The sequence below is a fragment of the Roseovarius sp. 10 genome, from assembly GCF_033100315.1.
Lineage (GTDB): Bacteria > Pseudomonadota > Alphaproteobacteria > Rhodobacterales > Rhodobacteraceae > M30B80.
Genome location: NZ_JAWLVH010000002.1, coordinates 416249 through 429071, shown reverse-complemented (window position 1 = coordinate 429071; position 12823 = coordinate 416249). Strand labels below are relative to the sequence as shown.

Annotated in this window: 10 protein-coding genes and 1 riboswitch; of the genes, 6 read left to right on the top strand and 4 right to left on the bottom strand. The window is 56.4% G+C overall.

What is annotated here, in order from left to right; translation table 11 throughout:
- The first annotated feature begins 69 nt into the window (after positions 1 to 69).
- A riboswitch (glycine riboswitch) is annotated at positions 70 to 161 on the top strand.
- A 135-nt stretch (positions 162 to 296) separates the two neighbouring features.
- From gcvT to gcvP, 3 genes are read left to right on the top strand one after another with little or no spacing between them, the layout of a single operon-like run.
- Positions 297 to 1400: a glycine cleavage system aminomethyltransferase GcvT gene (gcvT, locus tag RYZ18_RS09330; protein ID WP_317656409.1), complete on the top strand. Its 1104-nt coding sequence runs from the start codon at positions 297 to 299 to the stop codon at positions 1398 to 1400.
- Positions 1401 to 1417: 17 nt separating this feature from the next.
- Complete coding sequence (gene gcvH / locus RYZ18_RS09325) at positions 1418 to 1780, top strand: glycine cleavage system protein GcvH (protein ID WP_317656407.1); 363 nt, start codon at positions 1418 to 1420, stop codon at positions 1778 to 1780.
- Positions 1781 to 1802: 22 nt separating this feature from the next.
- Positions 1803 to 4643 (top strand): aminomethyl-transferring glycine dehydrogenase, encoded by a 2841-nt coding sequence (gene gcvP / locus RYZ18_RS09320; RefSeq protein ID WP_317656406.1) that lies wholly within the window; start codon positions 1803 to 1805, stop codon positions 4641 to 4643.
- A 3-nt stretch (positions 4644 to 4646) separates the two neighbouring features.
- On the opposite strand, the gene RYZ18_RS09315 is transcribed toward gcvP, so the two are convergent.
- Both RYZ18_RS09315 and ettA read right to left on the bottom strand, forming a co-directional pair.
- Positions 4647 to 5180 (bottom strand): DUF4329 domain-containing protein, encoded by a 534-nt coding sequence (locus RYZ18_RS09315; RefSeq protein ID WP_317656404.1) that lies wholly within the window; start codon positions 5178 to 5180, stop codon positions 4647 to 4649.
- A 215-nt stretch (positions 5181 to 5395) separates the two neighbouring features.
- The gene (gene ettA / locus RYZ18_RS09310) at positions 5396 to 7051 is read right to left on the bottom strand and encodes an energy-dependent translational throttle protein EttA (RefSeq protein WP_317656403.1); all 1656 of its coding nucleotides are present in this window, start codon (positions 7049 to 7051) and stop codon (positions 5396 to 5398) included.
- Between the two features lie 144 nt (positions 7052 to 7195).
- Between ettA and RYZ18_RS09305 the strand changes: the two genes are divergently transcribed.
- Entirely contained in the window at positions 7196 to 7801 is a 606-nt protein-coding gene (locus RYZ18_RS09305; RefSeq protein ID WP_317656402.1) for a nicotinate-nucleotide adenylyltransferase, read from the top strand.
- A gap of 62 nt (positions 7802 to 7863) precedes the next feature.
- Positions 7864 to 9345: a D-alanyl-D-alanine carboxypeptidase/D-alanyl-D-alanine-endopeptidase gene (gene dacB, locus RYZ18_RS09300; protein WP_317656401.1), complete on the top strand. Its 1482-nt coding sequence runs from the start codon at positions 7864 to 7866 to the stop codon at positions 9343 to 9345.
- A 3-nt stretch (positions 9346 to 9348) separates the two neighbouring features.
- Here dacB and RYZ18_RS09295 read toward each other — a convergent pair whose 3' ends face one another.
- Positions 9349 to 10638, bottom strand: coding sequence for a SulP family inorganic anion transporter (locus RYZ18_RS09295; RefSeq protein ID WP_317656400.1), 1290 nt, complete (start codon positions 10636 to 10638; stop codon positions 9349 to 9351).
- 11 nt (positions 10639 to 10649) lie between these two features.
- Positions 10650 to 11069 carry a tellurite resistance TerB family protein gene (locus RYZ18_RS09290; protein ID WP_317656398.1) on the bottom strand — a complete coding sequence of 140 codons (420 nt, stop codon included), beginning with the start codon at positions 11067 to 11069 and terminating at the stop codon, positions 10650 to 10652.
- A 116-nt stretch (positions 11070 to 11185) separates the two neighbouring features.
- Between RYZ18_RS09290 and RYZ18_RS09285 the strand changes: the two genes are divergently transcribed.
- Positions 11186 to 12766: a lysine--tRNA ligase gene (locus RYZ18_RS09285; protein WP_317656397.1), complete on the top strand. Its 1581-nt coding sequence runs from the start codon at positions 11186 to 11188 to the stop codon at positions 12764 to 12766.
- Positions 12767 to 12823 lie beyond the last annotated feature (57 nt).

Here is a 12823-nt window from a genome sequence, read left to right as displayed (position 1 = left end):
TTTTTGCGGCGCAATAGTCGTAAATGGTGCGATTGTTCTTGATGCTCTGCGCGTCATTACTTATGATAACACTACATGCAGGGAGACATTGTGCCGTTTGCACAAGGCCGAAGGAGCAACCGCCCCGGTAAACTCTCAGGCAAAAGAACCTGTATGTGAGAAAACTCTGGAGAGTGATGCGGTATTGCGCATCCGCCGAAGGGATAACGATCTCAGGCGAAAGGACAGAGGGGGCATCGACAGCCGATTTTTCGGCGTAACCGATTCCGGGTATATCTCGGGGTGTTGGAGGGTTGATGACCACGGGGCTTTTGGAACTGCCACTTAATGGGCTTCACGCAGAGCTAGGCGGAAAATTCGTGCCTTTTGCGGGCTACTCTATGCCCGTGCAATACGCAGCGGGCGTGATGGCCGAACATCTTTGGACGCGCGAAAAGGCGGGACTGTTTGATGTCTCGCATATGGGGCAGGTGCGGCTGCCTTTAGATCAAGCTGCGGCACTTGAGCGGATCGCGCCCATCGAGGTTGAAGGCCTCGCAGAAGGCCGCCAGCGCTATGGTTTCCTTACCAATGAGGCGGGCGGTTTGGTCGATGATTTCATGATCGCGCGCTACGCAGATTGTTTCGTTATCGTGATCAATGCCGCGCGCCGCGCCGAAGATTTGGCACTGTTTGAGAAACATTTAGCGGGTTTTGAGGTCATCAATGACCGTGCCCTTTTGGCTTTGCAGGGGCCACAGGCCGAAAGCGCGCTTGCGCGTCTGCTGCCTGATGTGGCGACACTGCGCTTTATGGATGTGCGCAGATTGACATGGCAGGGTTCGGATCTGTGGTTGAGCCGTTCTGGCTATACGGGCGAGGATGGGTTTGAGATTTCCGTGCCTGTGGCCGTCTGCGATGCCTTCGCCCGCGCATTATTGGCGATGGATGAGGTCGCGCCCATTGGTTTGGGGGCGCGTGACAGTCTACGGATGGAGGCGGGCCTGCCCCTATATGGCAACGATCTTTCCGAAACCATTTCCCCTGTTGAGGCTGGCCTCTCTTGGGGTATTTCCAAATCACGCCGCCCCGATGGGGCCAAGGCAGGCGGGTATTTGGGTGTTGGGGTCATTGCCTCTCATCTTGCGGGCGAAGCTGCGCGCAAACGGATCGGTCTTGTGCCAGAGGGGCGCGCGCCGATGCGCGGCGGCGTGCCCCTGTTTTTGTCAGAGACAAGCCAAACACAAATCGGCGAGATCACTTCGGGCGGGTTTAGCCCAAGCCTAGGTCACCCTATTGCGATGGCGCTGGTGCAATCTGACACGGATGCAGATGCGCCAATCTGGGGCGAGTTGCGCGGCAAACGACATCCTATGCGGCAGGTTGATCTGCCATTCTTCAAAACATCCTACAAACGATAAGACAGGGAGACATCCAAATGCGTTTCACAGAAGAACATGAATGGTTGTTGGTTGATGGTGATCTGGTTGTGGTCGGCATCACCGAACACGCGGCCACTCAATTGGGTGATGTGGTTTTCGTAGAATTGCCAGAGCTTGAGACTGCAGCCGCGAAGGGTGATGAGGTGGTGGTTATTGAATCTGTCAAAGCGGCCTCTGACATCTTGGCCCCGCTGGATGGTGAGATTGTCGAGGTTAATGACGTCTTGGTTGATAACCCCTCTTTGGTCAATGACGATCCCACCGGTGAGGCGTGGTTCTTTAAGATGAAGGTAGACGATCTCTCTGCGGTCGATGCCTACATGACCGAGGATGAATACAAAGATTTCATTGGCGAATAAGCCCCCCGAGCAGGTGTGACACATGACAAAATGGATGCGTGAAACTTATGATCCGACCGATTTTGGCAATCGCCGCCATATCGGGCCTTCCCCCGCCGAAATGGCAGAGATGTTAGAGGTGATCGGTGCACCAGATTTGGATGCGCTGATTGATGAAACATTGCCGAAGGATATTCGTCAGACCAAGCCACTTGAATGGGCGGCAATGTCTGAGGCGGAATTGCTGGCGCATATGCGCGAGATTGCAGCCAAAAATAAGGTCATGGTTTCGATGATTGGGCAGGGGTATTACAACACCCATACCCCGCCTGCGATCCAACGCAATGTCTTGGAAAACCCTGCTTGGTATACGGCCTATACCCCCTATCAACCCGAGATCAGCCAAGGCCGCCTTGAGGCCCTGCTCAATTTTCAGACGATGGTTGCTGACTTAACGGGGCTTGAGATTGCCAATGCTTCGCTTCTTGATGAGGCCACCGCCTGCGCCGAAGCGATGGTGATGGCCGAGCGCGTTGCAAAATCAAAGGCGCGTGGTTTCTTCATCGACCAAAATTGCCATCCGCAAAATATTGCCGTCATGCAGCGCCGCGCAGAACCTTTGGGGATTGAGGTGATTGTGGGCGATCCGAAGGATATGGACGCAAGCACGGTCTTTGGTGCGATTTTCCAATATCCTGGCACATTCGGTGATCTCTATGATCCATCTGCGCAAGTTACGGCCCTGCATGCTGCAAATGCCGTGGCGATTGTTTGCACGGATTTGCTGGCCCTTACAGTTCTGCGCGAGCCTGGGGCGATTGGCGCAGATATTGCGGTGGGCTCAGCGCAACGCTTTGGTGTTCCGCTGGGATATGGTGGCCCGCACGCAGCATTTCTTTCCTGTCGCGAGGCCTATAAGCGGGCCATCCCAGGTCGGCTTGTTGGCGTATCGGTTGACGCGCAGGGGCGCCGTGCCTATCGCCTCTCCTTGCAGACGCGCGAGCAGCATATTCGCCGCGAGAAAGCCACCTCGAATGTCTGCACCGCGCAGGCGCTTTTGGCCGTCATGGCCTCGCTTTATGCGGTGTTTCACGGCCCACGCGGATTGCGCGCGATTGCGCAGCGGGTGCATTTGCACGCAGCGCGTCTCGCCAAAAGTCTCGAGGCGGGCGGCTTTGCGCCGCTGACGCAAAGCTATTTTGACACGATCACAGTCAAGGTCGGGGCCAAACAATCGCGGATCATGGCGGCGGCTGTGGCGCGGGGGATCAACCTACGTGATGTTGGCCAAGATCGGATTGGCATTTCCGTGGATGAGGTAACAACCGAAGCCCATTTGGCCGCGGTCTGTGAGGCGTTCGGCACACCGCTTTTGGATGCGGTTGAAGCGCCATCTATCCCTGACGCGCTCTTGCGGGAAACTGAGTATCTCACCCATCCGATTTTCCACATGAACCGCGCGGAATCCGAGATGATGCGGTATATGCGCCGCCTGTCGGATCGTGACTTGGCGCTGGATCGTGCCATGATCCCGCTTGGCTCTTGCACGATGAAGCTGAACGCCGCGGTCGAGATGATGCCAATCACATGGCCCGAATTTGGTGGGCTGCACCCTTTTGCGCCAAAAGATCAGGCCGAGGGCTATGCGCAAATGCTGGCGGCCCTGTCGGATTATCTGTGCGAGATCACAGGCTATGATGCGATGTCGATGCAGCCCAATTCGGGTGCGCAAGGTGAATATGCAGGCCTTTTGACCATTGCCGCTTATCATCAGGCGCGCGGCGATCATCACCGCAAGATCTGTTTGATCCCTGTTTCCGCGCATGGCACCAACCCTGCCTCTGCACAGATGGCGGGAATGGATGTGGTTGTAGTCAAATCTGCGGAAAACGGCGATGTTGATCTTGAAGATTTCCGTGCCAAGGCCGAGGCGGCGGGTGATCGTCTGGCTGCTTGCATGATAACCTATCCGTCCACCCATGGCGTGTTTGAAGGCACGGTGCGCGAGATTTGTGAGATCACCCATGCCCATGGGGGGCAAGTCTATTTGGATGGTGCGAACCTCAACGCCATGGTGGGCCTGTCCAAACCCGGTGAGATCGGGGCAGATGTGAGCCACCTGAATTTGCACAAAACCTTCTGCATCCCGCATGGTGGTGGCGGGCCAGGGATGGGGCCGATTGGCGTGAAGGCGCATCTTGCCCCCTATCTGCCGGGACATCCAGAATTGGACAGCGACCAAGGGCCCGTGTCGGGCGCGCCCTATGGTTCGGCTTCGATCTTGCCGATTTCTTATGCCTATATCAAATTGATGGGCGGGGCAGGTCTGACACAGGCCACCAAAATCGCAATCCTCAATGCCAATTACATCGCCAAGCGCCTATCGGATGCCTATCCGATCCTGTTCACGGGGCAGGGCGGGCATATCGCGCATGAATGCATCCTTGATTGTCGTCCCTTTGCCGAGGCGGGGGTGACAGTTGATGATATCGCCAAGCGTCTGATGGATAACGGGTTCCACGCGCCCACGATGAGTTGGCCTGTGGCAGGCACATTGATGGTCGAACCAACCGAAAGCGAAACCAAGGCGGAGATTGACCGCTTCTGTGATGCAATGCTCGCCATTCGGGCCGAGATTGCCGATGTCGAGGCGGGCAAAATCGCCGCCGAAGACAGCCCCTTGCGCCATGCGCCTCACACGGTCGAAGACTTGGTTGGCCCATGGGAGCGCGCCTATAGCCGCGAGGTCGGCTGCTTCCCTGCGGGGGCCTTCCGCGTTGATAAATATTGGCCGCCCGTGAACCGCGTGGACAATGTCTATGGCGACAGGCATCTGATTTGCACCTGCCCGCCCGTTACAGATTATCTGGACGCAGCCGAATAGGCCCTAACCCCCGAAGCGGCGATACAGCTGATCGAGCGTATAGGTTTTGGCCGCTTCGGGATGTGGGTCTGAGACAACATTTGGGTCTGCGGGCAGACAATTCTCGCCGCAGACCTGACGCATCACGCCCGTCTCGCCATCAATGAACCATAACCGCCCCGCAGGGGTGGCGACCCATCCATTCGTGCCACGGCTCATATCGCCCTCAACATCAATCGTGGAGGGCACCTCATTGTCATAGCGCGGATCAAAAGCCGCATGGGTGTGCCAAGAGGATATAATCCGCATCCCCGCAGGCGCATCCATCATCGCGCAACTGTCGCGCCCGCCCCAACTGGATTTCGAACTGGACAAGCGCCCCGCTTGATCGCGCAGGACATAGCCACAGACCTCGCGGTTATAGGTGATGGAATGGCGGTTCATGGAGTGCATCAGCGCCATGACGAATTGCTGTTCATCCGCATCTTGCGCATGGGCGGGGAGGCCGAGGCATAGGCCAAGGAACAGACTTGCAAGGGTCAACTTCATCTTGGGCATGGGCGGTGCTCCCTGAACCAGTTGCCGATAAGATAAAGGAATTGGGGGAGTAAACCAGAGCTCAGGTTTGGGAAATCTAGGAACTCATATCGTGTTTCTTAAGATTGGCGAGTTTGGGGTCTGCGCTCACGGAGTTCAAAATGGATGCAGCCTTCGGGTTCAGCGCCAGAATTTATCCGAGAGAAAGCCGCCCCGAATGGGGCGACTTTTTTATCTCACCGCGCGAATTTCTTGTATTTCACCCGTTTCGGCTCAAGCGCATCTGGCCCGAGGCGGCGTTTTTTGTCTTCTTCGTAATCGGAGAAGGCGCCTTCGAACCATTCCACATGGGCCTCGCCCTCAAAGGCGAGGATATGGGTGCAGATGCGGTCAAGGAAGAAGCGGTCGTGGCTGATCACCACGGCGCAGCCTGCGAAATCGGTCAGCGCATCTTCGAGCGCGCGCAAGGTTTCCACGTCCAAATCGTTGGTCGGTTCGTCCAACAAAAGAACATTTCCGCCTGATTTCAAAAGTTTGGCCATATGCACGCGGTTGCGTTCGCCCCCTGACAAAAGGCCCACTTTCTTTTGCTGATCCCCGCCTTTGAAGTTGAAGGCCGAGCAATAAGCGCGGCTGTTCATCGTGGCATCGCCCAGTTCGATGATCTCGGCCCCGCCCGAAACCTCCTCCCAAACTGTTTTTTCTGGATCCAGTGCATCGCGGGATTGGTCGACATAGGACAGCTTGACCGTATCGCCATATTCAAGCGTGCCCGCGTCAGGCCCTTCTTGGCCCGTCAGCATTCGAAACAGCGTGGATTTACCCGCGCCGTTTGGCCCGATCACGCCCACGATCCCGCCAGGAGGCAAGCTAAAGCTGAGATCTTCAATGAGCAGCTTGTCGCCATAGGCCTTGGTCAGGTTTTCGATTTCGATCACCTTTTGACCCAAGCGAGGGCCATTGGGGATGACGATCTGCGCGCGGCTGATTTTATCGCGCTCTGATTGGCCCGCCAATTCTTCATAGGCGTTGATACGGGCCTTTTGCTTGGCCTGACGCGCCTTTGCGCCCTGTCTGATCCATTCCAATTCGCGCTCAAGGGTTTTCTGGCGTGATTTATCCTCGCGGGCTTCTTGCTCGAGGCGCTTGGCTTTTTGCTCCAACCAGCTTGAGTAATTGCCTTCGTATGGAATGCCGCGGCCGCGGTCGAGTTCGAGAATCCAGCCCGTGATGTCGTCCAAAAAGTAACGGTCATGGGTGACGATCAAAATCGTGCCTTTGTAGTCGATCAAATGCTGCTGCAACCAAGCGATGGTTTCCGCGTCCAAGTGGTTGGTCGGTTCGTCCAACAGCAGCATATCAGGCGCTTCAAGCAGCAATTTGCACAGCGCCACGCGGCGGCGTTCCCCGCCTGAAAGATGCTCTGGCATTGCCTCATCGGGCGGGCAGCGCAAGGCCTCCATGGCCACATCTATCTGGCTGTCGAGATCCCACAGGTTGTTGCTGTCAATCTCATCTTGCAACGCTGCCATTTCATCGGCGGTTTCATCCGAATAGTTCATGGCCAATTCGTTAAAGCGATCAAGCTTGGCTTTTTTCTCGGCCACACCCAACATTACGTTTTCGCGCACTGTGAGGGTTTCATCGAGTTGCGGCTCTTGGGGCAGATAGCCCACCTTTGCGCCTTGCGCGGCCCATGCCTCGCCAGAGAAGTCCTTGTCCCAGCCCGCCATAATCCGCAGCAATGTGGATTTACCTGCGCCGTTGACACCGACCACACCGATTTTCACACCGGGCAAGAAGCTGAGGCGGATATTCTCGAAGCATTTCTTGCCACCAGGATAGGTCTTAGAGACACCGTCCATGTGGTAGACATATTGATAGGAGGCCATGCGTGCGTTGTCCTTTGAGAGTGGATTTTTTCCTCTTCTAATGGGGATGGCTGCTTTCGGCAATCAGTTCGCCTGCTTTCCTTGCGGCTTTGCTTCGTGATAGAGGCGAAGGTGAACGTCTGATTTGTCGTGGAAGTTTACCCTGTGTTTCGCCACACCTTGCCTTTTGCCCCTGAGGCTGCACGCATTGGCCTCTTTGGTGGTTCGTTTGATCCGCCACATGCGGGGCATTTGCATATCAGTCGTGAGGCGCTCAAGCGGCTGCGGTTGGATCAGGTTTGGTGGTTGGTCAGCCCAGGTAATCCGTTGAAATCTCGCGGGCCTGCGCCCCTTGATGCGCGGATCAACGCCGCGCGGGCCTTGCAAGCGGGCCATCCGAAACTGCGGGTCACGGGCATTGAGGCGCAGCTTGGCACAAGGTTTACCGCGCAGACATTGCGACAAATGCAGGCGCTTTATCCAAAGCTGCGGTTTGTGTGGATGATGGGGGCTGATAATTTGGCCCAGTTTCACCTGTGGCAGGATTGGCAGGAGATCATCTCAAGCCTACCGATTGCTGTTTTTGCGCGCCCGCAAGCGGGGTTGCCTGCCCGCTTCTCGAAAGCTGCGCGCGCCTACGATGCCGCGCGGGTGGCGCCTGAATTGGCCTATGACTTGGCCGAGTACGAAGCCCCAGCTTGGACTTATCTCACCCTACCTTTGCGCAGTGAAAGTTCATCGCAATTGCGCGCAGCGGGTGTATGGTATTGAGAAACCCGTTCGGGCTTGGCTTACTGTGCGGCAAGATTGGCAAGGGATAACGAGGTGGGCAGATGATCACGCGGCGCGGGGTTTTGGCGGGTGGTATCTCGACTGCGGCAAGCGCGGCCTATGGGCAGGCCCCGTTGTCTTCCCTCGTGCCGATGCCGCGTCCGACCGCGCCCACCCCCGCAGGGGCCACTGGTCTTGAGACCCTTATTGCCGCAAGCCCCTATCAAGGCACGGTGGCGGCTGTTGTGGCCGATGCGCGCACGGGCGAGATATTACAGGGCCATAACGCCAGCACAAACTTGCCCCCCGCAAGCACGATGAAGGTTTTAACCACGCTTTACGCGTTGGACGCCCTTGGGGCAGGATATCGATTTGCAACGCGGGTTTTGGCCACGGGAAATTTGCGAAACCGGCGGCTTGAAGGGGATCTTTGGCTGTATGGCGAGGGGGATCCCCATTTGGACACCACGGGGCTTGCCACGCTGGTCACGGGCCTGCGCGACATAGGTCTGCGCGAGGTGACAGGCGCGCTGCACCTCGTGGATACATCCCTGCCGTCCATTCCGCTCATCGATGTGACACAGGCCGATTATGCGGGGTATAATCCTGCAATCTCGGGTCTGAACTTGAATTTCAACAGGGTCTATCTGGCATGGGAGCAGGGAGCGAATGGCCTACAGGTTGGGCTTGATGCACGCGCGGATGACTTGCGCCCTGCGGTTTTGGGAATTGGCTTGTCGGTCGTGGATCGCGCGGCCCCTGTTTTGGACTACCGCGCGAAAACGGCAACGGCGCGCGAGGGCTGGTCAGTGGCCAGATCTGCCCTTACGGGTGATGGGGGGCGCTGGTTGCCTGTGCGCAATACAGCCGCCTATGTGGGCGAAGTTTTTGCCTCGCTTGCGCGATCCTCTGGCATCGTGCTGAGCAGGGTGCAGCGCGCAACGGCCGTGCCGTCTGAGGCTGTGGTTCTTTCGGAAATTTCAAGCGCGCCCCTTGATGCGATGCTGCGCTCTATGCTGCGCTATTCGACAAATCTCACGGCTGAGGTTGTAGGATTGCGCGCAACACAGACCCTAACGGGGGCGGCCAATCCAAGTTTGCGCCAATCTGCCGATCACATGGCGGCACGGCTTGAAGGGCGCTATGTGTCGGGGCGGGCTGAGTTATATGATCATTCTGGCTTGCAGGATTCAAGCCAGATGACGCCTGTGCAAATGGTGCAGGCTTTGGTTGCGGCGGGGCCAAGGGGGCGCTTGCGAAACCTGTTGCGGGCGCATCGCGTGAATGACGAGATGCAAGCCCAAATTGGCACGGCCGAGATTGTGACGAAGACGGGAACGTTGAATTTTGTCTCGACCTTAACTGGCTATATCGAGGGCCCCAATCGGCCCTTGGCCTTCGCTATTTTTAATGCAGATTTGCCCCGCCGTGCGGCGCTTGGCCCTGATGAGCGCGACCGCCCCCCCGGTGGGCGGACATGGATTGGTCGCGCCCGCACATTGCAAAATGATATGCTGGTGTCATGGCTGCGCGGCTTTGGGTGACATTTACCGATCAGGCGGCGTCCAATCTTGCGGCGGAACTTTGCGCCGCTTCAGTCTCAGCGCAAGGCCGATGGCCACACCCGTGGCGATTGCAACAGTCAGATCCGTGAAGACTGTCAAAACCAACGTCAGCACAAAGAGGCCACGATCAGAGACGGGCCCCGCTGTTACATAGCTGCGCCAATGATGCGGTTCGGACATATTCCAAGCCGTCAGCAACAGAAGCCCACCCAAAGCGGGCAGGGCCAAGTAATTTGCCAAAGGCGCTGCAAAAAGAAAGACCAACAAGATGACCCCCGCATGCACCATCCCCGCAACAGGGGTTGTGCCGCCTGCGCGAATATTGGTCGCCGTGCGTGCAATTGCACCCGTTGCGGGAAGCGATCCAAAGGCCGCACATGCCAGATTGGCGACACCTTGCGACATCAATTCTGCATTTGGGCGATGCACATTCTTGGTCATCCGATCTGCGACCATAGCCGATAGAAGCGACTCTATCCCTGCCAGAAAGGCGATGATGAGGGCAGAGGGCAGCAATTCCAATACGCGCTCATAGGTGATCTGCGGCAGGGTCGGCCACGGGAATTCGGTGGGTAATGCGCCAAAGCGACTGCCGATTGTGGCCACATCAGGTAGGGACGTAAACGCCAGTCCAGACGCCCCCGAGACAGCTAAAATCAAGCCCGGGAAGCGTGGAAAGAACCGCCGCAACAGGACGATGGCCGCCATGGTTGCAAGGCCAATCGCAAAGCTTGGCAGCGCGATTTGATCACGCGCCTGCCAAATAGCGGCCAGTTTTCCCAAAAAATGCGCGGGCGCATCATTTAAGGGAATTCCCAAAAAATCGGGCAGTTGGCTTGTGGCGATAATCACCGCAATGCCAACGGTAAATCCGTTGATCACGGGTTCTGGCACATGCGCGATGAGGCTGCCTGCGCGAAATAGTGCAGCGAGCGATAGGATCACGCCCGCGATCAGCGTGGCCAATACCAAGCCATCCATTCCATGTTGAGAGATGACATCATAGACCACAACGATGAAAGCGCCTGTTGGCCCGCCAATTTGCACATGGCTGCCGCCAAGGGCGGAAATGAGGAACCCGCCCACAATCGCGGTGATCAGCCCATGAATGGGTTCTGCACCCGAGGCAATCGCAATCGCAAGACACAGGGGGATGGCCACCATCGCCACAGTGACGCCTGCAAAAACGTCACGCGTTGCTGCCGCTGCCGTGTAGCCCGGCCACGTGCTTAGGATTTGTGGTTTCATGGTGCCGCCATCGAATCGCGGCAAAAATTGCCGCCTTAAAGTGTAATATGCCGCGCGCGTGCACCGCGTTCAATCGCTGCCGCCGCAAGACGATCAATGTCCAATTGATAGCGGATTTCCATCAGCATACGCAGTTCCGTTTGCCCCAATAACCCATCTGCGGCGGCCACATCGCAGCACAGTGCATATGCAGTTTCATGGAGCTTTTCTGGCAAGGCTTGGTTCACTAGTCCAAACAGCGCATCCAAGCCATCTTCCTCTTCGAACAGGTCGAACACAGTTTTTGAGACATTTTGCATCCGATCTGCATCGTAATTGGCAAAGACGGGCAAGTTATTCACTAAGGCCTCGATGGTGACCAGCTCAGCGGTGCCGACTGACTCATCCGAGAGCGAGACTGCCATCATGAGCGCAACAAGCGCGTCTTGCGCAGAAAGGGAGGTTTCAGAGCTCATGCGGGATCCTTTCAGGGTTCTGTTTTGGGTTTAGATTATTGACCCCGCTCGGTTGCCGCAATAGGTGCAGGGGCAATGCGGCCACCCGATGCCGCGCTTGTGATGGATGAAGCCAAATGTCTGATTTTCGTGATGCCGCCCTCAGTTCCAAAGCTTGGCCTTTTGAGGAAGCGCGCGCGATTTTGAAACGGTATGAAAAAGCCCCGCCTGAAAAGGGCTATGTGCTGTTTGAAACGGGCTACGGCCCCAGTGGCTTGCCACATATCGGCACATTTGGCGAGGTGCTTCGCACCACAATGATCCGCCGCGCCTTTGAAGCGATCAGCGACATTCCAACGCGACTCATTTGTTTTTCGGACGATCTTGATGGGATGCGGAAGGTTCCGGGCAATGTACCTAACCAAGACATGCTGCGTGAGCATCTGCAAAAGCCGCTGACATCTGTGCCTGATCCGTTCGAAGAATTTGACAGTTTTGGCGACCATAACAACGCCATGCTGCGGCGGTTTCTCGATACATTTGGTTTTGAATATGAGTTTTATTCGGCGACCGAATTCTATCGGTCAGGCCAGTTTGATACCGTTCTAAAGCGTGCTGCGGAGCGCTATGACGATATCATGAAGGTGATGTTGAAATCGTTGCGCGAAGAACGCCAACAGACCTACTCCATCTTCTTGCCGATCCACCCTGAAACGGGCCGCGTGCTGTATGTGCCGATGAAAGAGGTGAATGCGCAGAACCATACGATCACCTTTGATGATGAGGATGGGCGTGAATGGACGCTGCCCGTGACGGGCGGCAATTGCAAATTGCAGTGGAAGCCTGATTTTGGCGCGCGCTGGGCGGCGTTGGGCGTTGATTTCGAAATGTATGGCAAAGACCATTCCACAAACACGCCGATTTATGACGCGATTTGTGAAATCTTAGGCACGCCTGCGCCGCATCATTTCACCTATGAATTGTTCTTGGATGAGACGGGGCAGAAAATCTCGAAATCGTCTGGCAACGGGATTTCGATTGATGAATGGCTCAGCTACGCCTCGACCGAGTCCCTGAGCTATTTTATGTTTGGCAAACCCAAAACCGCCAAGCGGCTTTATTTTGATGTGATCCCCAAGGCCGTGGATGAATATCACCAACAATTGCGGGCTTATCCTGATCAGGACTGGGCGCAGAAATTATCCAACCCTGTGCATCACATTCATAACGGCACTGTGCCTGCCTCCGATATGGTGGTCAGTTTTGCGATGTTGCTCAATCTGGCCTCTGTGGCTGGGGCGGAAGACAAGGAAACCCTATGGGGGTTCATCCGCCGTTATGCGCCTGATGCCTCGCCTGAAACCAATCCAGATATGGATCAAGCGGCGGATTTTGCGGTGCGGTATTACAATGATTTTGTGAAGCCAGAAAAAACTTTCCGTCTGCCTAATGACACAGAGCGCGCTGCCCTTGAGGATCTTGCTGCGCGGCTCAAGGTCTATGATGGGCCGATTGAAGATGAGGCGCTGCAAACGCTTGTCTTTTCGGTTGGCAAAGATCACGGGTTCGAGCCGCTGCGCGATTGGTTCCGCGCACTTTATGAGGTGTTGATGGGCGCAAGCCAAGGCCCGCGCTTTGGCGGGTTCATCGCGCTTTATGGTGTGAACGAGACAATCGCGCTGATCGAGGCAGGATTGCGCGGCGATTTGGCGGCATGAGGCGCAATTGACCTTTACTTTTTGTCCCCTACCTCTTGCCAGCAAGGGGTAGAGGTC